Here is a 24,934-nt window from a genome sequence, read left to right as displayed (position 1 = left end):
AAATCAGAAGAAGCCGAGCGCGTCGGGGCTGTAGCTGACCAGCATGTTCTTGGTCTGCTGATAGTGGTCGAGCATCATCTTGTGGTTCTCGCGGCCGACGCCGGACTGCTTGTAGCCGCCAAACGCCGCATGCGCCGGATACAGGTGGTAGCAGTTGACCCACACCCGCCCGGCCTGGATGCCGCGACCGAAGCGATAGGCGCGCGAGCCGTCGCGCGTCCACACCCCGGCGCCCAGTCCGTACAGCGTATCGTTGGCAATTTCCAGTGCTTCGGCCTCATCCCTGAAGGTCGTTACCGCCACCACCGGGCCGAAGATTTCTTCCTGGAAGATGCGCATCTTGTTGTGGCCCTCGAACACGGTCGGCTTCACGTAGTAACCGCCACCGAGTTCGCCGCCGAGTTGCTGGCGTTCGCCGCCGGTCAGGCAGCGCGCCCCTTCCTGGCGGCCCAGCTCCAGATAGGACAGGATCTTGCTCAGTTGCTCGTTCGAGGCCTGGGCGCCGATCATGGTGGTCGGATCGAGCGGATGGCCCTGCTTGATCGCCTCGACGCGCTTGATCGCACGCTCCATGAAGCGGTCGTAGATCGAGGCCTGCACCAGGGCGCGCGACGGGCAGGTGCAGACTTCGCCCTGGTTCAGCGCGAACATGGCGAACGCTTCCAGCGCCTTGTCGAAATAGGCGTCGTCCTCGTTCATCACATCGGCAAAGAAGATGTTCGGGCTCTTGCCGCCCAGTTCCAGCGTGACCGGAATCAGGTTCTGGCTCGCATACTGCATGATCAGCCGGCCGGTGCCGGTTTCGCCGGTAAACGCGACCTTGGCGATACGGCGGCTGGAGGCCAGCGGCTTGCCGGCCTCGAGCCCGAAACCGTTGATGACATTGATGACACCCGGCGGCAGCAGGTCGCCGATCAGCTCCATCAGCACCATGATCGACGCCGGCGTCTGCTCGGCCGGCTTCAGCACCACGCAGTTGCCGGCCGCCAGCGCCGGCGCGAGCTTCCAGATCGCCATCAGGATCGGAAAGTTCCACGGAATGATCTGCGCCACCACGCCGAGCGGTTCGTGGAAATGGTAGGCAATGGTGTCGTGATCGACTTCGGAAATGCTGCCTTCCTGCGCCCGCAGGCAGGCAGCGAAATAACGGATGTGATCGACGGCCAGCGGCAGGTCGGCGGCACGGGTTTCACGGATCGGCTTGCCGTTGTCGATGCTCTCGGCCAGCGCCAGCGTTTCCAGATTCTGCTCCATCCGGTCTGCGACCCGGTTCAGCAGCAGGGCGCGCTCGGCGGCCGACGTGCGACCCCAGGCGGCCTTGGCCGCATGCGCGGCATCCAGCGCCCGTTCGACATCGGCTTCCTTCGAGCGGGCAATGCGGCAGAACGGCAGGCCGGTGATCGGCGAGATATTGTCGAAATACTCGCCGTCGGCCGGCGCGACCCACTGGCCGCCAATGAAATTGTCGTAGCTGTCGCGGAACGGATAGGCGACGCCCAGGAACTGCAATTCGGCGTGGTTCATTGGTGTTTCTCCTCCCGGGCTTGTTCTGGCGTGGCCCCTCACCGGCCCGGGGTTTCGGCGGAGGCCCCCCTTCATCCGCAATTCCCGTGCCACCCGCCAGACAGCCGGTAACAAGCCGAAACAAGGGCTTACAGCGGAGATTCTCTGTGCCGGGACGGGACAGTCCGGGTGACCGCTGTATCGTTTCGGCACACCCGGGCGCCGGAATCGGCGCCCGGCGCGCGGTCCAGGCCGGGGCGTGCTAATGTTCTAAGCATTCCCGGCCAGCAGATGCCGCACGAGCGGCACGCCCACAGTCAATGAGCCCGGGATGAGGAGACAAGCCCATGACGGCCCGACTCGATTCGCGCCCCGTCCCGCGGCTGGCCGGCCATGCCGACCTGATCGCGCACGCGCATGCCCGTTCCGCCACCCACGGCCTGCGCCGCCAGGACGCCCCCGACCTCGACCGCCTGCCGCGCTCGGAACTCGAGCTGCGACGGGAACAGCACCGGACCCTGCTGCGACAGGCCACCCCGGTCATGACCGAGCTGTGCCGGCAGCTGGCCGGCACGCGCTGCATGGCGGTGCTGTCCGGCCCGGACGGACTGCTGCTGCATGCCGATGGCGACGCCCGCTTCCTGCGCCGCTCGGAACAAGTAGCCCTGCAGCCAGGGGCCGACTGGTCCGAAGGCCGCAAGGGCACCAATGCCATCGGCACGGCCCTGGCCACCGGCACCCCGCTGGTGGTCGGCGGGCCGGAACACTTTCTCGATGCCAACCGCTTTCTGGTCTGCGCCTGCGCGCCAATAGAGGATGCCGACGGCACCCTGCTCGGTGCGCTCGATGTCTCCGGCGATGCTTCGTCGTCCGGTCTCCATCCGCTGACGCCGGTCCAGACCGCCGTGCTGCAGATGGAACACTGCCTGTTCCTGGCCCGCCACGCCGATGCAGTCTGCCTGGCCGTCGACGACCGGCCGCAGCGGCTCGGCACGCCGGCGGAAGGCCTGCTGGCCTTTACACCGGACGGGCGCGGGCTGGCCATGAATCGCGCCGCGCGGCGGCTGTTCGGCCTGCATCCCCGGGCGCTGCCGCCGGCGTTTGCCGATCTGTTCGACGCCGGTTGCGAACCGGAGGCCGCGCTGCCTCACGCGACAGAGTCCCGGACCGTACGCGGCCGGGATGGCTGCGACTGGCTGGTTCGCCGCTACCCGGCGCCCGCCCCGGTGGTCCGCCCTCCGGCCGTCGAACCGGTTGCCGGCCGGGCCCTGTCGGCACTGCAGTCCGGCGACCCGGTCATCAATGCCGCCATCGGCAAGCTGAAGCGGGTGCTGGGCAAACAGGTGGCGGTGGTACTGTCCGGCGAAACCGGTACCGGCAAGGAGCTGTTCGCCCGTGCCATCCACGACGACACCCCCGGCCGCGACGGCCCGTTCGTCGCCGTCAACTGCGCGGCCATTCCGGAAGCGCTGATCGAAGCCGAGCTGTTCGGCTACGAAGAAGGCGCCTTTACCGGCGCCAGACGCAAGGGCGGCATCGGCAAGCTGCTGCAGGCTGATCGCGGCACGCTGTTCCTGGACGAGATCGGCGATATGCCGACCAGCCTGCAGGCGCGACTGCTGCGGGTGCTGCAGGAACGTGCGGTCACGCCGCTCGGCAGCACCCGTACCCTGCCCACCGACTTCATGCTGGTCTGCGCCACCCACCGCGACCTGCGGGCGATGGTCGACGATGGCAGCTTCCGCGCCGACCTGTACTACCGGCTGAACGGCCTGACCATCCGTCTGCCCGCCCTGCGCGAGCGCGTCGATCTGGCAGCCCTGATCGGCAGGATGCTCGGAGCCGGAACGACAACGCCGCCGCCGCGTCTGAGTGACGCGGCGGCGGCGTTGCTGCTTGGCCATGACTGGCCGGGCAATCTGCGCGAGCTGGCGACGGTACTGCACACCGCCCGCTGTCTGGCCGACGACGGGCTGATCGATGTCGAGCACCTGCCGGATGAGCTGACGACCCGCCCCCGCCTGCCGCCTGCCGCCACGGCAGTCCGCCTCTGCGAACATCAGGACCGGCTGGTCGCCGATACGCTGGAACGGCTTGGCGGCAATATCTCGGCGGCGGCACGCGCGCTGGGCATCTCGCGCAACCGGCTGTACCGCCAGCTGGCGCGGGCCCGCTGACGATCAGTCGACCAGATCGGCGTACAGCGGCGTGGACAGGTAGCGTTCGCCGAACGACGGAATGATCACGACGATGGTCTTGCCGGCGTTTTCCGGCCGTCTGGCCAGCTCCAGCGCGGCCCAGGTCGCGGCGCCGGACGAAATGCCGACCAGCAGCCCTTCCTTCGCCGCCATGGCGCGGGCAGTGGAGAATGCATCGTCGTTCTTGACGCGGATGATCTCGTCGTAGATTTCGGTATTCAGCACCTTCGGCACGAAGCCGGCGCCAATGCCCTGGATCGGGTGCGGTCCCTTCGCGCCACCAGACAGCACCGGGCTGGCATCCGGTTCAACGGCGACGATCTTCACGCCCGGCTTGTGTGCTTTCAGCACTTCGCCCACGCCGGTAATGGTGCCGCCGGTGCCGACGCCGGACACGAAGATGTCGACCTGGCCGTCGGTATCGCGCCAGATTTCCTCGGCCGTGGTCTTGCGGTGGATTTCCGGGTTGGCCGGATTTTCAAACTGCTGCGGAATCAGATAGCGGCTGTCGGCCGCGGCCAGCTCACTGGCCTTGGCGATGGCGCCGCCCATGCCGTCCGGCCCCGGGGTCAGGATCAGTTCCGCGCCGTAAGCCTTCAGCAGGATGCGGCGCTCGCGGCTCATGGTTTCCGGCATGACGATGGTCAGCTTGTAGCCGCGCGCGGCGCAAACCATGGCCAGACCAATGCCGGTATTGCCACTGGTCGGCTCCAGGAAGATGGTGTCCGGCTTGACCTTGCCGGCCTGTTCGGCGGCATCGACCATGGCGACCGCAATGCGATCCTTCACACTGTGGGCAGGGCTGTAGAACTCCAGCTTGGCGAGCACGGTCGCCTGCGCGCCCTCTGTCACCCGGTTGAGTTTCACCAGCGGCGTGTTGCCGACCAGTTCACTGACATTCTGCGCAATGGCCATTTCTATATTCCTGAAAAATAGGTTTCACACATGGACTAGCCTCTAACGAGCATATTAGCCCGATTGCGGCCGACTGCGCGCGCGCAGTTTGTTCTAAATTAGGGCAAATTCGCTATATCCTGCATGTTGTTGCCCAATGGACCGGCCCACGCTGCCCGACCGAGAGTCACACCATGCCCCAGTCGCTGAAAAAACTGCTTGCCCTCGAAATCGCTCACCGCATCGATGCCATGCGGACGTGCCGCAAGCGCGCGCTGCGCGGTGAGGATGCCGAGTCGCTGCACAATCTGCGCGTCGCGCTGCGCCGCCTGCGCAGCCTGACCCGGCCGCTGCAGCCGCTGCTGACGCCCCGCATCCGCCGCATCGAGCGCCGGCTCAAGCGGCTGGTGCAGGACACCAATGCCCTGCGCGATGCGGAAGTCCACCAGCAATGGCTGTCGCGCCTGGCACCGGACCTGCCGCCGCCGTCGCCCCGGCGCAAGGATGCCGCCCGCCTGCGCAGGGCCCTGAAAAGCGGCCGGCTCAAGCGCGATCTGAACCTGCTGCGCGAGCGGCTGCCGCGGCAACTGGCGAAAACGCCGAAATTCGCACTGACCCGGCTGCTGGCCGGCGGCTGCGACGCGGCCCAGATCGAACTGGCGCATGCGCTGTCGCGCAGCGGCTTCGACGATGCCGCTCCGCAGGACCTGCACAACAGCCGCCTGCTGACCAAACGGGTGCGGTATCAGGCGGAAAGCTATGCGGTTCTGCTCGGTGACAGCCGGCTGGCCTTGCTGGCCACGCCGTGCCGGGAGCTGCAGGATGCGCTGGGCGATCTGCGCGACCTCGAGGCCTGTGCCGCCTCCCTGCCGCAGGCAGAACAGAAACGGGCCGCGGCCCGGGTCCGCCAGGCCCGTGCCGAATGCCGGGAACGCGCGCGGCTGGCCTGGCAGGACATGCACGACCGGCTGGCACCGGCCCCGCTCGAAGACTGAACACAAAGGGGGCACCGACGGTCATCGTGGGGGAAACCCCGCTTCGCGCGTCCGTCCTTCAATCCCTGCAGCAGCAATTGAAAAGCCCCCCGTTCATATGGACTGAACGGGGGGCTTTTCATTTTACGGTCTGGCAGCGGCGGCAGGTGGTGGTGCCGGCTCCGGCTCCGGTGCCGGCGGCGCTTCCTGCCACGGCATGGACACCGGCTTGCCGCTGATGCTCATCTTGCCGTCCTTCCAGTTCATCCGCGTCCTGACCTGGCCATTCTGGATGGTCAGGTAGTGCCCTTCCTGCCAGATCTCCAGTTGCGAAGCGAGCAGGTTGCGGGCCAGATCGTCGATCTCGTCCACGCTCGGCGGGTTCTCGGCCGTTTCATCGACCACGAACAGATTGCGCGCCTGCGCGACCACCATCGACTCCAGCGTCAGCTTCGGCACTTCGATGCTGGCATTGGCTTCGACCTTGGCCAGGAAGTCCGCCGGCTTGTTCAGGTCAGCCTCGCGCAGATTGTTCAGCGCCAGATCGCCGGAAGCCTTGACCTCGCCGGCCGGCAGCTTCAGGTAGAAATCGTTGACCAGCAGCTTCGGATTGTTGGTCAGCAGCGGCAGCCCGTTCTTCTTGATGGTATCGATGTACTGCTGGCGCAAAGCGGCCGGCTCGACCCCCTCGAACGGAATCGCCGACAGCGCCTGGTCCAGCCTGACCAGCGTCGGGCCGTGCAGGTGGTTGGCCGACACGTCAAGCCGCATCGGCCCGTAGCTGTTCTGGTCCACGCTGAGGTGGGCAAACGACAGCTTGCCGCGGGTGTTGACGAAATCGTCCTGCTCGCTGGTGACGATCTGGTAGCGCAGCTGGTCGAGCACCGCCCTGGACGGCTTGATCTCGCCCACCGGGTTGATGAACTCGCCGACGCGCATGCGCGTCAGCAGGTACACCAGTTCGTTCAGCTTGATCTCGTACGGCAGGCTTTCCTTGGCGTCGAGGCTGACCTTGACGACGGACATCTCCGACGAGCCCAGCGTCACCCCGGTCTGGCCCGGGCGATGGCTGGACTGGTAATGCACTCCGTCCAGCGCGACGCGGCCCTTGGTCGCGGCCTCGACATTCAGCCCCGGCACCTTGACGTCGACCGCGTACTCCTTGTAGCCCGGCTCGTAGTCGATCCGGGTGTCCAGCCCCTTCCAGTCGACCTTGACCCCGGCCAGCGGCTCTTCATAGTCGAATTTCGGAATGCTGGCGGTCAGCGTGCCGCCACCGCCGAAGTTCAGCCGGTTGATGACCGTGATCGGCGGCTTGTCGCCAAAGAACTTCTGCAGCGTCTTGCGCGTCTGTTCGCTCATCGCGAACTCGGTGGTCACCACCGCGCGTCCCGGACGGAAGCCGAAGTCGCCGATTTCCGGCAGCGGGCCGTGCTTGATGTGATTGGTGTAGCGCACCGTGGTATCGAGCCACTCGGCCGCATTGGCCGGCAGCATCGACAGATACGGCGTGAACAGCTTCTTGTTGAACGTCAGCTCGGTCGTCTCGGTCGAACTGAACCAGCCGCGCTGGTAGCTGTGCGACTTGACCACGAACAGCGGCACGCTCTGCAGCAGGCGATACTGCTCGGCCAGCGTCTGCTCGGTTTTCAGGCCGAACCAGTAGGAACCGCCGCCCCAGGCAACGGCGGCAACGACGACGCCGGCGGCGGCCTGCTTGAGGCCACGGCTGCGGAACACGGACAAAAAGGTATGCGAGGACATGGCGCGGAATGTTACACGACTCACCCCGGCTGGCGCAGCCAATGTGGCGTATCGCTGTGTACCGTTCCTCCGGTCGTCGCCACCCGCACCGTCGGCACCCACCCGTTTCACAGTCTGTGTAGAATGGAGTTTCTGCTCCAATATTGAGATACATCAATGGAATACCTGAATGGCCTTGTCAACTGGCCATGGTGGGGGTACGTGCTGTACACGCTGGCCGTGACCCACGTCACCATCGCCTCCGTCACCATCTTCCTGCACCGTCACCAGGCGCACCGCGCGCTGGACCTGCACCCGATCGCCAGCCACTTCTTCCGCTTCTGGCTCTGGCTCACCACCGGCATGGTGACCAGGGAATGGGCGGCCATCCACCGCAAGCACCATGCACGCTGCGAAACGGCCGACGATCCGCACAGCCCGCAGGTTCTCGGCCTGAAGACGGTCATGTGGCAGGGCGCCGACCTGTACCGCGAAGCCGCCAAAGACCAGGCGCTGCTGGACAAGTTCGGTCACGGCACGCCGGACGACTGGATGGAACGCAACGTCTATACCCGCCGCAGCGCGCTGGGCGTCGGCATCCTGCTGGTACTCAACCTGATCCTGTTCGGACCGATCGGCCTGACCATCTGGGCGGTGCAGATGGCATGGATTCCGTTCTGGGCCGCCGGCGTGGTCAATGGCGTCGGCCACTTCTGGGGCTATCGCAACTTCGAGAACGAGGACGCCGCCACCAACCTGCTGCCGTGGGGCATCCTGATCGGCGGCGAGGAACTGCACAACAATCACCATACCTTCGGCACCTCGGCCAAGCTGTCGTACAAGTGGTATGAATTCGACATCGGCTGGATGTATATCCGGCTGATGGAAATGGTCGGGCTGGCCAGGGTCCGCCGCGTGCACCCGGTACTGCTGCAGGGCACGCCGAAGCCGCAGCTCGATCTGGCCACGCTGCAGAGCATCGTCAGCAACCGCTATGCACTGGCGTCGCGCTATGCACGGGAACTGAAGGCGGCCTACCGCGCCGAGATCGACGCCATCCGCCGCCAGCACCCGGACATCTGCGCCCGCACACTGCGCCGGAAGATGAAAGTGTGGCTGAAGCAGGAAGCCAGGGACACGCCGAGCACCGAACGCCATGTGCTCGATCGCGCGCTGGCGGTCAGCCCGACGCTGGACACCATCTATCGCATGCGCCAGGATCTGAGCCGGGTGTGGGAGCGCTCCAGCCTCAGCCGCGAACAGCTGCTGCAGGAACTGCAGGACTGGTGCGCCCGCGCCGAAGCCAGCGGCATCCGCCAGCTGGAGAACTTTGCCCGACGCCTGCGCGCGGTCGGCTGAACGGACGCAGAAAGCCATGGCACAGGACAGCTCGCTTGCCGACTTCTGGGATACCCGCTACCAGCAGGGCGTCACGCCGTGGGACGCGGGCCAGGTGCCGGTCGAGTTTGCCGCCTTTGCCGAAGAACAGCCGCGTGGCCGGGTGCTGGTGCCCGGCTGCGGCAGCGGCTACGAGGTACGCTGGCTGGCCGAACGCGGCCACGCCGTCAGCGCCATCGACTTCAGCCCCGCCGCCATCGCCGTGGCGCGCCAGGTCATCGGCAACGACAGCCTGCTGCGCGAGGCCGACTTCTTTGCCCTGGACGAGCCCGCGTACGACTGGATTTACGAGCGGGCCCTGCTGTGCGCGCTGCCGCCGCGCACCTGGGCAGACTGGGGCGCGCAGATGGCGCGCCTGATCCGTCCCGGCGGCCTGCTGGCCGGCTACTTCTTCCATGCCGACACGCCGAAGGGGCCGCCGTTCGGCCTGCACGACACCCGGCTGCAGCAATTGCTCGAACCCGGCTTCCGCCGCATCGACGATCGCCCGAGCTGTACCGGCCTGCCGATCTTCAGCGGTCGCGAGCGCTGGCAGGTCTGGCAGCGGCTGGACAACGCCGGCACCTGATCACCATCAAGCATCCTGCGACGGATTGCCGCACGCCACCGTCATGCCCCCCGCAGCCCGCCCGCCGCAGGTAAACTGGCGCCGCCATGCTGATGTCCCGCCCCCTGATTCCCGCTGCCGTATCGCTTGCCCATATTGCCGTTCTCGCGGCACTGGCCGGCGTGTGGGTGGTCGAGCGTGCGCCAATCCCGCCGCGACCGCTGCAGGCCATGCTGTACACCCCGGCGGTCGCCGCTCCGGTCGAGGCACCGCCGGCGTCGGCACCACCGGCACCACAGGCCCGACCGGCCGCCGCAACCGCACCGGCGCACAGCATCCCCACTCGCGAACAAGCTGACGCCCCGGCCGACATCACCCGGAAAACCCGCCCGCAGCCGCCCGCACCGACCGCGGCACCGGCGGCACCGGCGGCACCGGCCAGTCCGCCGGCAGCAGCGAGTGCCGCGCCGGACAGCAGCAGCGCCACGGCCGACGGCAGCGCAACCGCCAGTGGCGGTCAGGGCCGGCACGGCACGCAGGACAGCAGCGGCGACGGCCCGCACGAAGCCAGAATCATCAGCTCGATGTACAGCAATCGACCGCCGACCTATCCGGCAGCATCGCGCAGCCTCGGCGAAGAAGGCCGCGTCATTCTCAAGGTCCGCGTCAATGCGGCAGGACGGCCGGAGAGCATCGACATCGACACCTCCAGCGGCTTCCCGCGCCTCGACCGCGCCGCGACCGACGCCGTCCACCGCTGGCGTTTCGAGCCGGCGATGTCGCAAGGTCAGCCGGTCGCCGGCTGGGTCCGCGTCCCCATTCTGTTCCGGCTCGACAACAGCCGCTGATTTCTCCCCCTTTACCCCGTTCTGCAAGGACACCCCAATGAAGACCTTTGTATCCGCTGCCCTGTTGCTGCTGTCGAGCACCGCCTTCGCCCACAGCTATACCGCCGGCGACGTCGCCATCGGCCACCCGTGGGCCCGCGCCACACCGGGCCCGGTCAAGACCGGCGCGGCCTACCTGACGCTGCAGAACAAGGGCAAGAGCGCCGACACGCTGCAGGGTGCCGACGGCGATGTCGCCGACCGGGTCGAAATCCACAACCATATCAACGACAACGGCGTGCTGAAGATGCGCCGGGTCGATGGCGTGAGCGTCGAACCGGGCCAGCGCGTGGCACTGCAACCCGGCAGCTACCACATCATGCTGATCGGCCTGAAAAAGCCGCTGCTGGCCGGCGAATCGTTCCCGCTGACACTGCACTTCAAGCGCGCCGGCGATGTCAGGGTCGACGTCAAGATCGAAGCGACCACCAGTGAGGCCCCTGCGGCCGACGCCCACGGCGAGCACTGATCCGGACAGCATCCGGGCGGCAAGGATTCTGCTCCCTGTTTTGCGCACGCAAGTGCGCAGGACAGAGGGGGGCGTCCTTGCCGCCCTTTGCATTGCGGGGCAACGGTCATGAGGCAACGCCCTGCAGGTCAAGGCGTGCGGGCACAGGCATCCTCGCTACGGCCTGGCCCCGGGCAGCCTGGCCACCACCTTGATCTCGAGATCAAAGCCGTACAGCCAGGTAACGCCCACGGCGGTGAGTGCAGGATGGGGCGCCTCCCCCCAGTAATCGGGCAGGACCTTCCACAGGGTATCGAGCACGGCCTCGGGGTTGACGATAAACAGCGTGACATCGATGACATGATCAAAGCTGCAGCCTGCGGCTGACAGGATGGCGTTGAGATTGTCAAACGCCCGGCGGATCTGTGCTTCCAGACCGGGCTCGGGCGAGCCGTCCTCGCGGCTGCCGACCTGGCCGGACACGAAAAGAAAGCCGTTGGCGCGGATGGCGGGCGAATAGCGGTTTTTCTCGTACAAGGCCTGACGGCCGGCGGGAAAAACGACCTGGCGAACATTGCTCATGAAAGTCTCGACCACGAAGTGACAGGAGCCGCCACTATCCGCGAGGGCCTGGCCGCGATAAACAGGCAATACTCCCCAGCGCTGTTTGTAAAATTCAAACAATCGACAGAGAGGGAGCGCGCCATTGGACCGTTTCGACGCCATGCAGGCTTTTGCCAGGGTCGTGGAGACCGGCAGCTTCACCAGGGCAGCGGATGCCCTGCACATCAGCCGGACCACGGCCACTCAGCTGGTCCAGCAACTGGAAGCGCGGCTGCGCGTGAGCCTGCTTCACCGCACCACGCGCAAGGTCGGGCTGACCCAGGCCGGCAGCATTTATTACGAGCGAGTAGTCCAGCTGCTGGCCGATCTGGACCGGGCCGAGGCGGATCTTCCGCAGGCGCTGGGCACGCCCGCGGGCCGGCTGCGCGTCGACGTACCCGGGCCGCTGGCCAGCATGGTGCTGGTGCCTGCGCTGCCGGCGTTTTTTGAACGCTATCCCGGCATCGAGCTGCACATGGGTGCCGGCGATCGCATGGCCGATCTGCTCGACGAGAGTATTGATTGCGTGGTGCGCGGCGGACCCGTCACCGACCAGTCCCTGATCGCCAGACATGTCGGGGATCTGCAGATGTCGGTATACGCGGCGCCGTCTTATCTGACCCGCAAGGGGATGCCCGCACACCCGGGCCAGCTGGCGGGGCCGGAGCACAGCCTGGTCGGTTTTCTGTGGGAGTACCGCAATCTGCCGCAGCCTTATGCGCTGCGGCGCGGGAACGAGAGCATCCCCGTGCGCGGCCACTACGCCCTGGCGCTCAATGATGGCAATGCCTATCTGGCGGCCGGCCAGGCCGGGCTGGGCGTCGTCCTGCTGCCCGACTACATGGCCCGCCAGGCAGTCAGCGAGGGCCGGCTGCAGCGTCTGTTCGAGGGCTGGCACGTCGACCCCATGCCCATACACGTGGCTTTTCATCGCACCAGGCACAGCAACGCGCGGCTGCGGGCCTTTATCGACTGGGTGGTCGAACTCATGGCCTCCCTCCGCTAGCGCGCAGCCCCGGCCCGGCCGGGAAACAATATGCTTGATAATATAATGTTATTTGTTATTATATTTGCCAGTGTATTGTTAACCCGGAGAACAACATGCAAGCCAATGTGGGCGGTCCCGACCGCATCCTTCGCATCATCGCCGGCCTGGCGCTGATCGCCGCCACGGCACTCGGCTGGATTGGCGCCTGGGGCTGGATCGGCCTGCTGGTCCTGGCCAGCGGCGTATTCCGTTTCTGCTTTGCCTACCGGCTGCTCGGTCTGAACACCTGCGGCAGTTGCTGCAGCGGCAAAACCTGCAAGAAAGCGGAGTAAATCCACATGAACAGCACCGATTACCGTGATCTGACCCGGACCCTTACCCAGAACCTGTCCGCGCTGCGCAGCGATCTGCCCGAGCTGATGAAAGGCTTCGGCGATCTCGGCCGCGCCGCCACCCGCGACGGCGCACTGGACCACAAGACCAAGGAACTGATCGCCCTCGCACTCGGCGTCGCCGCGCGCTGCGACGGTTGCATCGGCTTCCATACCCAGGCGCTGGTCAGGCTGGGTGCCAGCAAGGCCGAAGTCGAGGAAGCCCTCGGCATGGCGGTCTACATGGGCGGCGGACCGTCGCTGATGTACTCGGCCAACGCCATCGCCGCCTTCGACGAATTCAGCGCCGCCGCCACCGACGCACGCTGACGCCCTGCCATCGGCCGGGGGCACCGACGCCACGGCAACCGCCGGTGCCCACCCTTGCAAGCAGTCCGCAACCGCCTTCGTGGCGGTTTTTCCTTTCCCTTTCGGGAAGTTCCGGATATCCAGCGTTGCCGGGGCGGGGGGCCCGGACATACAATCAAGCGGTACTTTTCTGCATTTGCCGGCATCAATGCTGCTTTGGCTGTTATTTGCAGCTTTTTTACCGCGCCCCTCACTACGGAATCCGCAAGATGACGCTGCAACATCTTCTGCAAGACAAGCTCGCCGCCGCGCTCGCCGCCGCCGGTGTCCCCGACGCCCAGCCGCTACTGCAACCCGCAAGCCGACCAGAGTTCGGCGATTACCAGGCCAACGGCGTGATGTCCGCGGCCAAACAGCTGAAGATGAATCCGCGAGAGCTGGCGCAGAAAGTCATCGACAAGCTCGACCTGACCGGCATTGCCAGCAAGGTCGACATCGCCGGACCGGGCTTCATCAACATCACGCTGGATCCGGCCTTCCTGGCATCGCGCCTGGACCATGTACTCGAACAGCCGAAGCTCGGCGTCGAACCGCAGCAGCCGACCAAACGCGTGATGGTCGAATACTCGTCGCCGAACCTGGCCAAGGAAATGCACGTCGGCCACCTGCGCTCGACCATCATCGGCGACACGCTGGCCCGCGTGGTCGACTATCTCGGCCATGACCTGGTGCGTGGCAACCACGTCGGCGACTGGGGCACCCAGTTCGGCATGCTGACTGCCTACCTGGTGGAAACCCAGCAGGCCGGCAATGCCGCGCTGGAACTGAACGACCTGGAAGGCTTCTACCGCAAGGCCAAGATCCGCTTTGACGAAGACGCAGACTTCGCCGATCGCGCCCGCGACTACGTGGTGCGCCTGCAGGGCGGTGACGCTGACGTGCTGGCACTGTGGAGACAGTTCGTCGACGTGTCGCTGAAGCATTGCGAGGCGGTCTACCGCAAGCTTGGCGTCGGTCTGACCCGCGACGACGTGCGCGGCGAATCGTCCTACAACGACGACCTGCCGATCATCGTCCAGGAACTGCACGATGCCGGCCTGCTGACCGAAGACAACGGCGCCCAGGTCGTGTACCTGAACGAATTCAAGAACCACGACGGCGAACCGATGGGCGTCATCGTGCAGAAAAAGGACGGCGGCTTCCTGTACACCACCACCGATATCGGTGCCGTGCGCTACCGCCACAAGACGCTACACCTTGACCGCGTGATCTACGTGGTCGATGCGCGCCAGAGCCAGCACTTCCAGCAGATGTTCAGCATCTGCCGCAAGGCCGGCTTCGCCCCGGCCGGCATGTCGCTGGAGCACGTCGGCTTCGGCACGATGATGGGTGACGACGGCAAGCCGTTCAAGACCCGCACCGGTGGCACGGTCAAGCTGATCGAGCTGCTGGACGAGGCCGAAGAACGCGCCTTTGCCCTGGTCAGCGAAAAGAACCCGGACCTGGCGGAAGCCGAACGCCGCAAGATCGCCCACGCGGTCGGCATCGGCGCGGTCAAGTACGCCGACCTGTCGAAGAACCGCAACAGCGACTACATCTTCAACTGGGACCTGATGCTGGCGTTTGAGGGCAATACCGCCCCGTACCTGCAGTATGCCTACACCCGCGTGGCCAGCATCTTCCGCAAGGCCGGCGCCTTTGACGCCAGCGCACCGCTGCAACTGAACGAACCGGCCGAGAAACAGCTCGCCCTGGTACTGGCACAGTTTGGCGACACGCTGAATGCCGTGGCCGACGACTGCCTGCCGCACGTGCTATGTGGTTACCTGTACCAGGTTGCCACCCACTTCATGCGCTTCTACGAAGCCTGCCCGGTGCTGAAGAGCGAAGGCGCCGTGCGCGCCAGCCGCCTGAAGCTGGCCCGGATCACGGCGGAAACGCTGCGTACCGGTCTGGACCTGCTCGGCATCGAAGTGCTCGAGTCGATGTAAGCCCGGGGAACGGGAACCGGTTCGCGCCGGTTCCGTTCGCGAACCGCATGCCGGCGTGCCCCTTTCGGGACACGCCGGCATTTTTTTACTTGTCGACCCGGCCTGCCGTCCCCATCTTGTCCGCCAGTACATCGCACGGCACGATCGATACCGCCGCGCCCAATGGAGAATCCCTCAGCATGAATGCATCCTGGCTCGAATTCCTGGCCGCGCAAGGCGCGGTCGTTACCGATGGTCATGTCAGCGCCTTCGCCGGCCGCGACGCGCGCGCCGACAGCGGGCTGGCAGCGGCACACGCGCCGACCGTCACGCCGCTGACCCGGTTCGCCGTGCTCGATTTTGCCGGCGACGATGCGCAGGCCTTCCTGCAAAGCCAGTTTTCCAGCGATGTACGCCAGGTCGACGCGACCAGCGCCCAGCTGTCCAGCTACTCGACCGCCAAGGGCCGCATGCTGGCCAGTTTCCTGATCTGGCAGCGCGACGGCCGCTACCGGCTGCTGCTGGCCGCAGACCTCGCCAGCGCCATCGACCGCCGTCTCGGCATGTTCATCCTGCGCAGCAAGGTCAGCCATGCCCCGCTGACCGGACAGGTCCTGCTCGGCATCGCCGGCGAGCACGCCGCCCGCCGTGCCGGCGTCATCGCCCCCGCACCGGCCGCCGATTTCAGCCTGACCGCCTTCGACGGTGGCGAAGTCATCCGCCTGCCGGGCGAGCGCTTTGTCGTCATGGTCGCGGAAGACCGGGCGGCGGACGTCTGGCATGCGCTGCAGGAAGCCGGTTCGCAAGCGACCGGCGAAGCCGCGTGGGACTGGCACGACATCGCCACCGGCACCCCGTGGATCAGCCTGGCCACCCAGGAAGCCTTCGTGCCGCAGATGACCAATATGGAGCTGCTTGGCGCGGTCAATTTCAAGAAAGGCTGCTATCCGGGCCAGGAAATCGTCGCCCGCACCCAGTACATCGGCAAGGTCAAGCGGCGCATGCTGCGTGCCCATGTCGATGCCGATGCCAGCGCCGGCCAGGACCTGTACGCGGCGGAAACCGGCGAGCAGTCGATCGGCAAGATCGTGCAGTCGGTGCCGGCGGCTCACGGTGGCAGCGAAGTACTGGCGGTCGCGCAGCTGTCGGCCTGGGCATCCGGGGTGCATCTCGGCGCCCCGGACGGACCGGCGCTGACGGCCGGCACCCTGCCCTATCCGGTAGCGTAAATCACGGCGCTGACAGATAAGCATTCGTAATACCGGTGCGAACCGGCGATGCGGATCAATTGTCAGCGCAGGACGACTAATGCCACAATCGCGGCGCCCGACCGTGCAACGGAGAATGCCTCCCCGGCGGGACACCGAGGTCCTCCCGTGAAGTGGTTTTCGCTGTATCCGTCCTTCCTGCAACCCGCCAGGTCCGAGCCGCCACCGGCCCAGACCCAGATACTGCTGTGCGCGCTGGAACAGTGCGTCGACTCGGTAATGATTACCGACGCCAATGGCATCATCACTTATGTGAATGCCGCCTTCGAGCGCATCACCGGCTTCAGCAAGCGGGAAACCCTCGGCCGTACCGCCTCGCTGCTGCGTTCCGGCCGCATGAGCGCCGCTTTCTATGCCCAGTTGTGGGCACAGCTGCGCGCCGGACGGGTATTCAAGGCCATCTTCATCAATCGCCGGAAAAACGGCGAGCTGTACAGTGAAGAGAAAACCATCACGCCGCTGACCGACGAAAACGGTCAGATCACCCACTACATTTCCACCGCGCGCGATGTCACCGAACGCCTGCGCACCCAGGACCAGCTGCACCGGCTCAGTCATTTCGACCTGCTGACCGGGCTGAACAACCGCGGTGCCTTCCTGAGCCTCGGCGAGCGGGTACTGGAGCGGGCGCGGCTGGACAATCATCGCGTTGCCGTCGTCCTGGCCGACGTCGACCACTTCGGCCAGCTGAATGCCATTCATGGCCAGAATGTCGGCGATGCACTGCTGGTGGAAATGGCCGAGCGCCTGAGCCGGCTGTGCCAGAGCGAACACCTGGCCCGCACCAGCGGCCGCGGCTTTGCCTGGCTGATGACCGATCCGGCACCGGACACGGTGCTGACCCAGGCCATGCGCCCGCTGCAGAGCTGGCAGACCCCGTTCCCCTGCGACAATGTCTCGCTGCCGATCACCGTCTCGGCCGGCATCGCCCTGTTCCCGGACGATGCCGAAAACTTCTTCGACCTGCTGCACAAGGCACAACTGGCCAAGCGGCTGGCCAAACAGGGCGGCGGCGGCATCAGCCAGCGCTACCAGCCGGAACTCGGTCTCCGCGAAAGCGGCGACAGCCGGCTGTGCGCCGAACTGCGTACGGCACTCGGCAACGCCGAGCTGTCGGTATTCTACCAGCCAATCTTCGACCTGACCTGGAACCGGCTGGTCTCGGTCGAGGCGCTGCTGCGCTGGGATCATCCACAGCACGGCATGCTGTCGCCGGCAATCTTCCTGCCGCTGGCACAGCGCAGCGGGCTGATGCCGCAGCTGAACCGCTACGTCAGCGACATCGCCTGCACCGCCCTGTCCCGCATCAACGACGGCAGGGAACGGCCACTGCGACTGTCGATCAACCTGTCGGTGGGCCAGTTCGCCGACCCCGGGTTGCCGGACACCATGCGCCAGGTACTGACGCGTACCGGCTTCCCGCCTGGGCTGCTGACCGTGGAAGTCGACAGCGCGGCACTGAGCGGCCCGCAGGCGCGCCCGGACGGTGCGCTGACGGCGCTGGGCGCGCTCGGCATCGAACTGGCCATCGACGACTTCGGCCTCGGCCACCTGGCGCTGGAAGCCCTGCGCCGGCTGCCGGTGCAGGCGGTCAAACTCGACCGGCAGCTGGTCGGCCGGCTCGACAGTGACCCGCTGGCGGAAAATGTGGCTCGCGCCAGCCTGCTGCTGGCCCGGGAACTCGGCCTGACCCTGATTGCCGAAGGGATAGAAACGCCCCGCCAGATCCAGTGGCTGCAACAGCAGGGCTGCCATTTTGGCCAGGGTTATCTGCTGGCAAAACCGATGTCGGCAACGGCATTGGCGGAATATCTGGATTCCGACCAGTGTCGCTTTGGCAGCGAACTGCTATAAGCAACGGTTCATCATGCCGGGCTGAAAATACCCGGCGTCTTCTGCCCGGCAAGTTCCGTGACGATGCGCCGAAAATTCATCTGCACAAGTGTCCGTTCGTTCATCGGCACGTAAGAAATACCCCTTTTAATCGGGCGGGCAATCCTTCCGCCGACCGATTTACAAAAAATTGACAAATATCAGCCCGCAAATGACCCCGGGGGTCTTTTCAAAGTCGGCAAAAACTATTATTTTCCGGGGTGTTTCTTGACAAACAGAAACCTGTTTCGCTAACGTGAAGCAAGTTTCCGATTCACCCGCACAAAAAGGCAGAACACAATGGACTTCCAAAACATGGAATACACCGAACTCCTGACGCTGAAGGCGCAGATCGAGTTCGAAATCAAGCGTCGCGAATCCGAAGAAAAGAGCAAGGCCCGCAAACAGATTCTCGAACTGGCCAAGACCTACGGTCTGGAACTCGACGAAGTGCTGGGCAAGGTGGCTACCACCACCCGCAAGCCGGTTGAAGCCAAATACCGCCACCCGGCCGACCCGTCGCAAACCTGGACCGGCCGTGGCCGCAAGCCGCGCTGGGTTGAAGAACTGCTGCAAAGCGGCAAGACGCTGGAAGACCTGGCCATCTGAGCCTGGCCATTGCCTTCCGAAAGCGGCAGAGAAATCTGCCGCTTTCGTTTTTTCAGCACAACACGAATGGGCACATTATCCGGTCATTTCAAGACCAGCTGCATAATGAGAATCCATGCACGAATAGCGCTTGACCGGTCACAACACCGGCAGCGGAAAATTCGCGCATAGTGCCCTTTTCCCTTCGACGCAGGAGCCTGCCCGTGACCGATATCTCCACCCACATCCTCGACCAGCGCATGCGCAGCCCGGTATACAACGCGTCCGGCGTGATGTGCAGGGAGACTACGGAGCTTGAAGCCGTACGCCACAGCGATGCCGGCGCACTGGTCAGCAAAAGCTGCACGCTGGAGGCCCGCGACGGCAATCCCGAGCCGCGTTACGCCGCCACGCCATTCGGCAGCATCAATTCGATGGGCCTGCCCAACCACGGCTATCGCTATTATCTCGACTACGCCGCCCATTACGATTACACCGACAAGCCGCTGTTCATCTCGATTTCCGGACTGAGCCTGGCGGACAATCTGCACATGCTCGACGCGTTCCAGCGCCTGAAACGCCCGCTGCTGCCGGAGGTGAATCTCTCCTGCCCGAACGTGCCGGGCAAACCGCAACTCGGCTACAGCTTTGACGACATGGCCACGGCGCTGACCGCCATCCACGCGGCGATGGACATTCCGTTCGGCGTCAAATTGCCCCCGTATTTCGATATCAGCCACTTTGAAATGGCGGCGGAAATCTTCAATCGCTTTGAACGTCTGAAGTTCCTTACCTGCATCAATTCGATCGGCAATGGGCTGGTGGTGGACACCGACAGCGAGACCGTGCTGATCAAGCCCAAGAACGGGCTGGGCGGCATTGGCGGCGATTATGTATTGCCAACGGCATTGGCCAACGTCAATACGTTCTATCGGCTGTGCCCGGACAAGCAGATTATCGGCTGCGGCGGCATCGGAGCCGGTGAGCAGGTATTCCAGCACATACTCTGCGGCGCAAGTGCCGTTCAGGTCGGTACCCGGTTGTGGGAAGAAGGCGCCGGCCTGTTCACCCGTCTCAATCAGGAGCTGGTGGCGATCATGCAGCGCAAGGGTTACCAGTGCCTGGCGGACTTCCGTGGCAAGCTGCGCACGCTTTAAACCGCTTAGTGGATGATGGAAAAGGGAAAAGTGCCGGCAAGGCCGGCCATTCCGGTCCGGACGTTCTGAATTCCTGAAGAAACGCTTGACGCTTCAATAAGGAAACCGTATAGTTCCCCTCCATCAATTCCCCGATAGCTCAGTTGGTAGAGCGCCGGACTGTTAATCCGTAGGTCCCTGGTTCGAGCCCAGGTCGGGGAGCCAGATTCAACGCCGTGAACCATTGGTTCACGGCGTTTCACGTTATGGGCCATCCCTTGCCATGAACTGGTACCTGTACCTGCTCGAATGCCGCGGCGGCAGCCTGTATACCGGCATCACCACCGATGTCGAGCGCCGCTATGCGATGCACGCGGCCGGCAAGGGGGCCCGCTATACCCGCCTGCATCCCCCCGAACGCATCGCGCTGGTCGTCGCCTTCGACAGCAAGTCCGACGCCCTGAAAGCCGAGTACGCCATCAAGCGCTTCAGCCCGGCCGAGAAGCGCCGCTGGATCGCCGAAGCCGGTGGCGCTGCCGGGCAGCCCCTGACCGCACAGGAAGACGGCCATCGGTAGAAACAGCGAAATCCACCAACTTGCCTGCCCCGACGCGTACTGACCCTGATCGACCGCTATGCCAGGGCACACCACGAAAGCCGCACGGGCTTTCTCGCCCGTGCGGCCGTCCTGGCCATGCGCGACTGACCCTCAGCGCCGCGCCGACACCGGCTCCAGCCCCATCTCGGCCGGTGTGGCCGGCCCGGTCCTGGCTTCGCCGCTGACCGCCTGCAGGAATGCATGCAGCGCCTGTTTCTCCCGCAGCGTCAGCCCCAGCGGCCTCAGCTCGGGCGCCGCCTGCGGCAGATCGGGCCGGCTGGCGGCCGTCTGCACCATACCGGCATCGTACATGGCGATCACCCCCAGGTTCTCGGTCAGCGGAAACAGCCCGTTATGCATGTACGGACCGGTCAGCAGGATGTCGCGCAGTGACGGCGTACGGAATTTGCCACGGTCAGCCGGGTCACCGGTCACGGCGTAGCGGCCGAGGTCCTCGAGCTCGCGGCCGAAATAATGCAGGCCGTTGCTGTGGAAACGGTTGTCGGACAGCAGTGCCCCATTGTGGCAGTTGATGCAGCGCGCCTTGGTCCGGTACAGATGCAGTCCCCACAGCGCCCGGTCATCGAGCGCCATGCGCTCGCCCTTCAGGAAACGGTCGAAGGCGCTGTCATGGCTGATCAGGGTGCGCTCGAACGTCGCCAGCGCCCGTGCCATGCGCAGCGTATCGACCCGCGCATCACCAAAGGCCGCCGCAAACAGCGGCGCATACCCTGGCTGTGCCGCGATGCGGGCGACTGCACGCGCCAGCGGCTGGTGCATTTCCAGAGGATTGCTGATCGGTCCCAGCGCCTGCGCTTCCAGCGAGCCCGCCCGGCCGTCCCAGAACAGTGACGTGGCATAGGCACTGTTCAGGATGCTCATCGAATTGCGCTCGCCACGCTGGCCGAGATGGCCCAGCGAGACCGCGCGCCGGTCGGTCCAGCCGGTGGCCGGATTGTGACAGCTGGCGCAGGACACCTGCCCGTTGCGTGACAATTGCGGATCAAAGAACAGCCGACGCCCGAGTTCGACCTTCTGCGGAGAGTACGGATTGTCGGCCGGGAACGGCACGGGGGGCAGCAGGCCCAGATCGGCAAAGCCGTCGCGCACCGACGCATCGATCTGCGGCGGCGGCCAGTCCGGCTGCCATGACTCGCCCGGGCGGTAGCGCGCGTACTGTGCCCGCCATTGCGCCAGTTGCGCTGCCGACGGCGGCAGGTCCTCCCCCACCGCGGCCACTGGCGGCCGCAGGAAGGCGCCAGACGGGCCGGACCGGCGGGCCGGCACGACCGCCGGCTGCCCGCGCACCAGCCGCACGGCACCGGCACGCGTCGGCAACAGACTGGTGGCCGGCAGCTCGCGGTGAGTATCGTCGAACCACACGGCGCGCACGCCGCCGACCCGGTGCAGGGTCGAACTCCAGTAGAAGGTCGGCAGCGCATCCGGAAACGCCCGCCGGTCGATGGCCGGCCGCGACGGCCGGGTGGCAACACGGGACAGATCGAGCAGCGATTTCAGCTCGTCCTCGTCCGGCAGCCGCCAGTCGTCATGGCCGCACAGCCGCGCGGCATTGACCGCCGCCACATACGACGGCGCATCGCAGCGGGGCAACGCCGCATCGCAGCGCCCGGCCTCGCCGCCGCGGCGGCTGTCGACCGGCAGATACACATGGTCGCGCGCGCGCAGCCCGGAGCGGGTCTTCCGCTCCCAGAGCAGACCGGTACGCCGGTCGAGCACGCAGGCCACCTCGCCAGTGCGCCCGCCAGTCTGCGGCACAAAGCGCAGACCGTCATCGCCGCGCGCCATGGCCGGCAGGGCGGCGCCCAGCGCCAGCACTCCCGGCAGCAAATACTTGAATATCGACATGTGCCAGCCCTCCGTCAGAACCGATAGTTGGCTTGCAGCCAGATTTCGCGACCATTGCCATACTGGTCGTTGTTGCGCTTGATCAGCGGCGAGGTCGACACCAGCACCGGCTGGCGGTTCAGCACATTGAGAATGTCCACCGTCAGTTCCAGCTGGCGCCAGAACGTCGGCTGCCAGACCAGCCGCGCATCCCAGGTCCAGTACGACGGCAGCGTGCCCTCCTGGTACATGTCCAGCTGGTCGGCCTTGTTCACGCCGACATAGAACACGTCGTCGCGCTTGCTCAGCCAGTTGAAGCGGTTGTTCCAGCGCAGCCCGATGCCGTTCCAGCCGGCGTTGAGATCGAGCGTGACCCGCGACGGCTGGTTGAAGTTCGCCGTCGGGCGGTCGGCAGCATCGATCAGCTTGCCGTTGTAGTAGATCTGCTCGTTGTCGACCCCGGTGTCGTCATAGCCGTCGACCAGACTGTTGTTGCTGCGGAAACGCTCGTAGCTCAGTGCCAGCCGCATCTGCCAGTCCGCCCCCAGCGCCTGCCACGGCCGCTGGTTGGCGAGGCTGAGCCCGAACGAATCGGTGCGCGACTCGCCGTCGTTCACATACTCGTAGCCGAGCAGCACGTTCTTGCTGTCGCGCAGTGCCCGCTTGTTGATCTGGTCGCGTCCCTCGCGATGGACATAGGACAGCACGCCCTCCAGCCCGGCGAACTGCTGGGTCAGCGCCAGCGAGCGCTCGTCGTTGTACGGCGTATCCAGGTCGCGGTAGCGCGAGATCTCCCCGCTGCCCGACGAGGCCACCGGCAGGCCGGCGCTGTTCAGTACCGACTCGGTCAGTTTGCTGACCCGCTCGCGCAGCGCCAGATCGAGCACGTTGTCGCCGTAGTAGCGCGCCATGCCGAGCGTGACCACCGACTGGCGACTGCCGAACAGATCCCAGTCCAGCCGCGTCCGCGGCGACAGATTGCTGTTGCCCAGATAGCTGTCGCGGTCGAAACGCAGCCCCGGGGTCAGACTCACCCGTCCCCAGCGCATCTCGTCAGCCAGCCACAGTGCCTGGCTGTTGTAGGACACGCCGACCTGGCCAGCGTGGTAGCGGGTCAGGCTGGTGATCTTTTCACTGCCGTTGGCCTGATGCGTCAGCCGGTACGAGCTGGCGTCATTGAAGCGCTGGTAGTCGACCTCGACCCACTGGCTGTCGACCCCGACCGACAGCGTGTGCGCCACCGGCCCGGTCAGCAGCGGATCGAGATCCAGCCGCGCCTTCAGCGCCCAGCTGTCGCGGGTTTTCTGTTCCTTGCCCAGCCCGCCGGTGGTGAACTGGGTGCGGGTGCTGGCGAAATAGTGGGTGACCAGATCGTCGCTGTTCGAGGTGCGGCTGTCGTCGAAACGGTCCCAGCCCAGCTGGAAGTTGAATTTCGCGCCATTCAGGCGCTGGTCCAGATTCCACGCCACCCCGGCCGCATCATGCTCGTTGTCCCAGCGTGAATCGACAAACAGCGAATTGGCACGCTGCTCGCGGCGGGCGCTGTACTTCAGCGTCAGATCGGTCACCGTATCGCTGTCGATCCACCAGCTGAGCTTGCCCAGCAGATTGTCGACCCGGTCCTGTTCGGTCGAGGTGCCGGCCACCACACTCTTGTCCAGGCTGACCGAGCTGGCGCGGCGGATATCCGACTCGCGGCGCGACAGGCCGAGGACCACACCGAAGCGGTCGTCCAGCTTGCGGTCGACATTCAGCGAATAGAAGCGCTTGCGCCAGTCCGGGGTATAACCGGACATGCCGAGATCGTAGTTCGACTGGTTGCCGTCGCTGACCCGCTGCTCACTGAGATTGGAGCCGCTCATGCGATAACCGACATCGACACTGTCCTGGCCGCTGGCCCGCTTCAGCCGCGCATCGACCACACCGCCATTGAAGCGGCCGTATTCGACCGGAATATTGCTGTCGAACACCCGCACTTCGCCCAGCAGGCGGGTATCCAGGAAATAGGCCTGGCTGTTGCTGGGAATGTTCCTGACCTGCAGATTGCTGTTCTTGTTGGCCGGATTGATATTGTTGCTGCCATCCATGCCGTCGATCTGGAACAGGTTCTGGTACGGGCTTGCACCATGGAACGACAGGTCCTCCGGCGCCAGCGAGCCACGCGTCAGCGAGCCCCCGGCGCTGCTGTTCTGGCGCACGGCCGGATGGGTGGCCAGCAGTTCGCTCAGGTCGCCATTGGCCGCCGGCGTATTGCGGATATCGTCGGCGCTCAGCAGCGCCCGGCCCGGCGCCAGCGGCGGACGCCGGTCGCTGATCACCACCACCGGCAGGCGGATTTCATCGCGCAGGCGGTCGGCGATCACCACCACCGCCGGCAGGCTGTCAGGGTTGCCGCCAGCGCTGCTCCGGCCATCCGGGCGCAGCACGAAGCCGTCGCGGGCATCGCCGGCGACCTCAATGCCGCTGCCGACCAGCAGCTGCTTCAGCGCATCGAGCAGCGAATAGCGACCGTCCAGCCCGGCGGTCTGCCGGCCGGCCGCAATATGGGAACCGAACGAAATCATCACCCCGGCCTCCCGGCCCAGCCGGTTGACCGCTGCCTCCAGCGAGCCGGCCGGGATCTGGTAGTAACGGGTCTCCGCGGGCAACCCATCGGCCCGTGCCGGCGCGGCCGGCACGCACAGCGCGGCCCCCAGGGTCATGCCGATCAGGACGCGCCGGAATGGCGCCGGAACGGAAAGTCTTCGCCGATGCATGTCTTCTGTCTCTCTGTGCAGTGGAGTTCTCTCTCTGC

The 24,934-nt window shown here is 65.6% G+C and carries 21 protein-coding genes and 1 tRNA gene; 16 read left to right on the top strand and 6 right to left on the bottom strand.

Features of this window, described 5'->3' with window-relative positions:
- Positions 1-3 precede the first annotated feature (3 nt).
- The gene (gene adh / locus Q352_RS0101110) at positions 4-1,524 is read right to left on the bottom strand and encodes an aldehyde dehydrogenase (protein ID WP_028497731.1); all 1,521 of its coding nucleotides are present in this window, start codon (positions 1,522-1,524) and stop codon (positions 4-6) included.
- Between the two features lie 326 nt (positions 1,525-1,850).
- Between adh and Q352_RS19405 the strand changes: the two genes are divergently transcribed.
- Positions 1,851-3,680 carry a sigma-54-dependent Fis family transcriptional regulator gene (locus Q352_RS19405; protein ID WP_051528600.1) on the top strand — a complete coding sequence of 610 codons (1,830 nt, stop codon included), beginning with the start codon at positions 1,851-1,853 and terminating at the stop codon, positions 3,678-3,680.
- A 3-nt stretch (positions 3,681-3,683) separates the two neighbouring features.
- Here Q352_RS19405 and cysK read toward each other — a convergent pair whose 3' ends face one another.
- Entirely contained in the window at positions 3,684-4,616 is a 933-nt protein-coding gene (gene cysK / locus Q352_RS0101100) for a cysteine synthase A (protein WP_028497730.1), read from the bottom strand.
- A gap of 173 nt (positions 4,617-4,789) precedes the next feature.
- On the opposite strand from cysK, the gene Q352_RS0101095 reads away from it, so the two are divergent.
- A complete protein-coding gene (locus Q352_RS0101095) occupies positions 4,790-5,590 on the top strand; it encodes a CHAD domain-containing protein (RefSeq protein ID WP_028497729.1) in 801 nt (266 codons plus the stop codon).
- A gap of 123 nt (positions 5,591-5,713) precedes the next feature.
- On the opposite strand, the gene Q352_RS0101090 is transcribed toward Q352_RS0101095, so the two are convergent.
- Entirely contained in the window at positions 5,714-7,333 is a 1,620-nt protein-coding gene (locus tag Q352_RS0101090; protein WP_028497728.1) for a YdgA family protein, read from the bottom strand.
- 156 nt (positions 7,334-7,489) lie between these two features.
- Here Q352_RS0101090 and Q352_RS0101085 point away from each other — a divergent pair, with 156 nt between their 5' ends.
- The 4 genes from Q352_RS0101085 (at position 7,490) to Q352_RS0101070 (ending at position 10,613) form a co-directional block, all read left to right on the top strand.
- Positions 7,490-8,671 carry a DesA family fatty acid desaturase gene (locus Q352_RS0101085; protein ID WP_028497727.1) on the top strand — a complete coding sequence of 394 codons (1,182 nt, stop codon included), beginning with the start codon at positions 7,490-7,492 and terminating at the stop codon, positions 8,669-8,671.
- 16 nt (positions 8,672-8,687) lie between these two features.
- Positions 8,688-9,278: a methyltransferase domain-containing protein gene (locus Q352_RS19400; RefSeq protein ID WP_036385030.1), complete on the top strand. Its 591-nt coding sequence runs from the start codon at positions 8,688-8,690 to the stop codon at positions 9,276-9,278.
- A 92-nt stretch (positions 9,279-9,370) separates the two neighbouring features.
- Complete coding sequence (locus Q352_RS19395; RefSeq protein WP_158537399.1) at positions 9,371-10,105, top strand: energy transducer TonB; 735 nt, start codon at positions 9,371-9,373, stop codon at positions 10,103-10,105.
- Positions 10,106-10,142: 37 nt separating this feature from the next.
- Positions 10,143-10,613, top strand: coding sequence for a copper chaperone PCu(A)C (locus tag Q352_RS0101070; RefSeq protein ID WP_028497726.1), 471 nt, complete (start codon positions 10,143-10,145; stop codon positions 10,611-10,613).
- A gap of 156 nt (positions 10,614-10,769) precedes the next feature.
- On the opposite strand, the gene Q352_RS0101065 is transcribed toward Q352_RS0101070, so the two are convergent.
- A complete protein-coding gene (locus Q352_RS0101065) occupies positions 10,770-11,318 on the bottom strand; it encodes a RidA family protein (RefSeq protein WP_244879548.1) in 549 nt (182 codons plus the stop codon).
- Between Q352_RS0101065 and Q352_RS0101060 the strand changes: the two genes are divergently transcribed.
- From Q352_RS0101060 to Q352_RS0101010, 10 genes are all read left to right on the top strand, one after another.
- Positions 11,299-12,201, top strand: a complete 903-nt coding sequence (locus Q352_RS0101060; RefSeq protein ID WP_028497724.1) for a LysR family transcriptional regulator — start codon at positions 11,299-11,301, stop codon at positions 12,199-12,201. The genes Q352_RS0101065 and Q352_RS0101060 overlap by 20 nt on opposite strands.
- 95 nt (positions 12,202-12,296) lie before the next feature.
- Positions 12,297-12,515 carry a YgaP family membrane protein gene (locus Q352_RS0101055; RefSeq protein ID WP_028497723.1) on the top strand — a complete coding sequence of 73 codons (219 nt, stop codon included), beginning with the start codon at positions 12,297-12,299 and terminating at the stop codon, positions 12,513-12,515.
- A 6-nt stretch (positions 12,516-12,521) separates the two neighbouring features.
- Complete coding sequence (locus tag Q352_RS0101050; RefSeq protein WP_028497722.1) at positions 12,522-12,884, top strand: carboxymuconolactone decarboxylase family protein; 363 nt, start codon at positions 12,522-12,524, stop codon at positions 12,882-12,884.
- Positions 12,885-13,132: 248 nt separating this feature from the next.
- Positions 13,133-14,854, top strand: coding sequence for an arginine--tRNA ligase (gene argS, locus Q352_RS0101045; protein WP_028497721.1), 1,722 nt, complete (start codon positions 13,133-13,135; stop codon positions 14,852-14,854).
- A 179-nt stretch (positions 14,855-15,033) separates the two neighbouring features.
- A complete protein-coding gene (ygfZ, locus tag Q352_RS0101035) occupies positions 15,034-16,062 on the top strand; it encodes a CAF17-like 4Fe-4S cluster assembly/insertion protein YgfZ (RefSeq protein ID WP_028497720.1) in 1,029 nt (342 codons plus the stop codon).
- A 147-nt stretch (positions 16,063-16,209) separates the two neighbouring features.
- Entirely contained in the window at positions 16,210-17,955 is a 1,746-nt protein-coding gene (locus Q352_RS19390) for a putative bifunctional diguanylate cyclase/phosphodiesterase (RefSeq protein WP_051528598.1), read from the top strand.
- A gap of 318 nt (positions 17,956-18,273) precedes the next feature.
- On the top strand, positions 18,274-18,582 hold the full coding sequence (locus Q352_RS0101025; protein WP_028497719.1) for an H-NS histone family protein: 309 nt from the start codon (positions 18,274-18,276) through the stop codon (positions 18,580-18,582).
- A 203-nt stretch (positions 18,583-18,785) separates the two neighbouring features.
- The gene (locus Q352_RS0101020) at positions 18,786-19,718 is read left to right on the top strand and encodes a dihydroorotate oxidase (protein WP_084299712.1); all 933 of its coding nucleotides are present in this window, start codon (positions 18,786-18,788) and stop codon (positions 19,716-19,718) included.
- Positions 19,719-19,846: 128 nt separating this feature from the next.
- A tRNA-Asn gene (locus tag Q352_RS0101015) sits at positions 19,847-19,922 on the top strand.
- Between the two features lie 58 nt (positions 19,923-19,980).
- Complete coding sequence (locus Q352_RS0101010) at positions 19,981-20,274, top strand: GIY-YIG nuclease family protein (protein WP_028497717.1); 294 nt, start codon at positions 19,981-19,983, stop codon at positions 20,272-20,274.
- A 132-nt stretch (positions 20,275-20,406) separates the two neighbouring features.
- Here Q352_RS0101010 and Q352_RS22115 read toward each other — a convergent pair whose 3' ends face one another.
- A complete protein-coding gene (locus Q352_RS22115; protein WP_051528597.1) occupies positions 20,407-22,161 on the bottom strand; it encodes a cytochrome c peroxidase in 1,755 nt (584 codons plus the stop codon).
- A 14-nt stretch (positions 22,162-22,175) separates the two neighbouring features.
- A complete protein-coding gene (locus Q352_RS0101000) occupies positions 22,176-24,842 on the bottom strand; it encodes a TonB-dependent receptor (RefSeq protein WP_051528596.1) in 2,667 nt (888 codons plus the stop codon).
- Positions 24,843-24,934 lie beyond the last annotated feature (92 nt).

The organism is Microvirgula aerodenitrificans DSM 15089, assembly GCF_000620105.1.
Classification (GTDB): domain Bacteria; phylum Pseudomonadota; class Gammaproteobacteria; order Burkholderiales; family Aquaspirillaceae; genus Microvirgula; species Microvirgula aerodenitrificans.
The sequence above is the reverse complement of the archived record's forward strand: the minus strand, read 5'-3'. Positions and strand labels throughout refer to the sequence as shown.

What these genes read in the sequence shown, in the direction of transcription:
- adh (WP_028497731.1), bottom strand. Translation starts at nt 1,524, where the DNA reads ATGAACCACGCCGAATTGCAGTTCCTGGGCGTCGCCTATCCGTTCCGC.
- Q352_RS19405 (WP_051528600.1), top strand. Translation starts at nt 1,851, where the DNA reads ATGACGGCCCGACTCGATTCGCGCCCCGTCCCGCGGCTGGCCGGCCAT.
- cysK (WP_028497730.1), bottom strand. Translation starts at nt 4,616, where the DNA reads ATGGCCATTGCGCAGAATGTCAGTGAACTGGTCGGCAACACGCCGCTG.
- Q352_RS0101095 (WP_028497729.1), top strand. Translation starts at nt 4,790, where the DNA reads ATGCCCCAGTCGCTGAAAAAACTGCTTGCCCTCGAAATCGCTCACCGC.
- Q352_RS0101090 (WP_028497728.1), bottom strand. Translation starts at nt 7,333, where the DNA reads ATGTCCTCGCATACCTTTTTGTCCGTGTTCCGCAGCCGTGGCCTCAAG.
- Q352_RS0101085 (WP_028497727.1), top strand. Translation starts at nt 7,490, where the DNA reads ATGGAATACCTGAATGGCCTTGTCAACTGGCCATGGTGGGGGTACGTG.
- Q352_RS19400 (WP_036385030.1), top strand. Translation starts at nt 8,688, where the DNA reads ATGGCACAGGACAGCTCGCTTGCCGACTTCTGGGATACCCGCTACCAG.
- Q352_RS19395 (WP_158537399.1), top strand. Translation starts at nt 9,371, where the DNA reads ATGTCCCGCCCCCTGATTCCCGCTGCCGTATCGCTTGCCCATATTGCC.
- Q352_RS0101070 (WP_028497726.1), top strand. Translation starts at nt 10,143, where the DNA reads ATGAAGACCTTTGTATCCGCTGCCCTGTTGCTGCTGTCGAGCACCGCC.
- Q352_RS0101065 (WP_244879548.1), bottom strand. Translation starts at nt 11,318, where the DNA reads ATGGCGTCGAAACGGTCCAATGGCGCGCTCCCTCTCTGTCGATTGTTT.
- Q352_RS0101055 (WP_028497723.1), top strand. Translation starts at nt 12,297, where the DNA reads ATGCAAGCCAATGTGGGCGGTCCCGACCGCATCCTTCGCATCATCGCC.
- Q352_RS0101050 (WP_028497722.1), top strand. Translation starts at nt 12,522, where the DNA reads ATGAACAGCACCGATTACCGTGATCTGACCCGGACCCTTACCCAGAAC.
- argS (WP_028497721.1), top strand. Translation starts at nt 13,133, where the DNA reads ATGACGCTGCAACATCTTCTGCAAGACAAGCTCGCCGCCGCGCTCGCC.
- ygfZ (WP_028497720.1), top strand. Translation starts at nt 15,034, where the DNA reads ATGAATGCATCCTGGCTCGAATTCCTGGCCGCGCAAGGCGCGGTCGTT.
- Q352_RS0101025 (WP_028497719.1), top strand. Translation starts at nt 18,274, where the DNA reads ATGGACTTCCAAAACATGGAATACACCGAACTCCTGACGCTGAAGGCG.
- Q352_RS0101010 (WP_028497717.1), top strand. Translation starts at nt 19,981, where the DNA reads ATGAACTGGTACCTGTACCTGCTCGAATGCCGCGGCGGCAGCCTGTAT.
- Q352_RS22115 (WP_051528597.1), bottom strand. Translation starts at nt 22,161, where the DNA reads ATGTCGATATTCAAGTATTTGCTGCCGGGAGTGCTGGCGCTGGGCGCC.
- Q352_RS0101000 (WP_051528596.1), bottom strand. Translation starts at nt 24,842, where the DNA reads ATGACCCTGGGGGCCGCGCTGTGCGTGCCGGCCGCGCCGGCACGGGCC.